This is a genomic window from Endozoicomonas sp. ONNA2 (assembly GCF_024606365.1).
Taxonomy (GTDB): Bacteria; Pseudomonadota; Gammaproteobacteria; order Pseudomonadales; family Endozoicomonadaceae; genus Endozoicomonas.
Window position 1 is genome coordinate 1 of sequence record NZ_JAHHPO010000170.1, and the last position, 1,036, is coordinate 1,036.

Consider the following 1,036-nt stretch of genomic DNA (forward strand, 5'->3'; position numbering starts at 1 on the left):
TGTTAAATTAAATTAAATTAAATTATTGAAGGAGTATATTATGGGACTTTTGTCAGAAATTCGGACTGGTGACATTCAAAGAACATCTTTACCAACATCGAAACCGAATGACACCAAACTTGCCCCGTGGAAAGGCAGAAAGGTAGTAGATGGACCTTGCCAGGAACGGCCAAGTCACGTATATGTTGAATCTCGCAGTTTAAAAGATACGGGTTCCCGACCTTCTGGTTCTCGCAAGGTGGTAACAACTGTTTCACCCACCAGGAGTCTTCGTCCCCCTGTTATTCACTCTGGCCGGGCAGCACACAATTCGGATTATTCAAGACCTCCGGTGAGGACTGCTCAACATTCTAGCTCACTCGCTTCTGACTATGGTTCACGTGCAACGTCTGTAAATTATGGTTCACGTGCAACGTCTGCCACTGGCTCTTCTACGGCAACTGGCATTACAGATAATAAGCAAAAGCTCAAGGACGTTCTGAAAGAGTGTGATGCCAGGGTCGTTGGTGTTTATGACCGGGGTAACGTGGTCGGTGAAATAGGGTGTGAAACATTTCTTGGCAAAATTCTTAAAAGCACATCATTTAAAAACGACATGTCGACCAAACAGGTTGCCCTCAGATCCGGTAATGACAGTCGGTCTGATATTATTTTGATGACGAGATATGATGGTGGCGAAAGCCCATCAAGCATCACAAATGGGCCTTTGTCGACCCAGTTCTTAACGGATCTCCACACGGCATTGTTAAGAAAACGCCTGGACTTAAATAAATTGGTTCATCTGATTAATGCAAATGATGTCGTCGGGCAATGAGTTGTTCGGTGCAAAAGGCCTGCGCTTACCAAAACGGGAAGACCGTATTAAAATGCAGGCCGACGCCCATCAAGATGATTATTTGTCATCGTTGAAGGGACACACGAAGCCTGGGGGCTGCCCGAGAATGGCACCGGACTGGGCGTCCCCGTAGCAAGAATGGCAGAAAATTGAGGATAAAAATTTCTGATTCTGAGGAGAATAGCGGGGCTATTTGACGAA

General features: G+C 45.8%; 1 protein-coding gene. It reads left to right on the forward strand.

Annotated elements, in window-relative coordinates; all coding sequences use genetic code 11:
- Positions 1 to 238 precede the first annotated feature (238 nt).
- Positions 239 to 814, forward strand: a complete 576-nt coding sequence (locus tag KDK14_RS03110; RefSeq protein WP_257263560.1) for a hypothetical protein — start codon at positions 239 to 241, stop codon at positions 812 to 814.
- Positions 815 to 1,036: the final 222 nt, after the last annotated feature.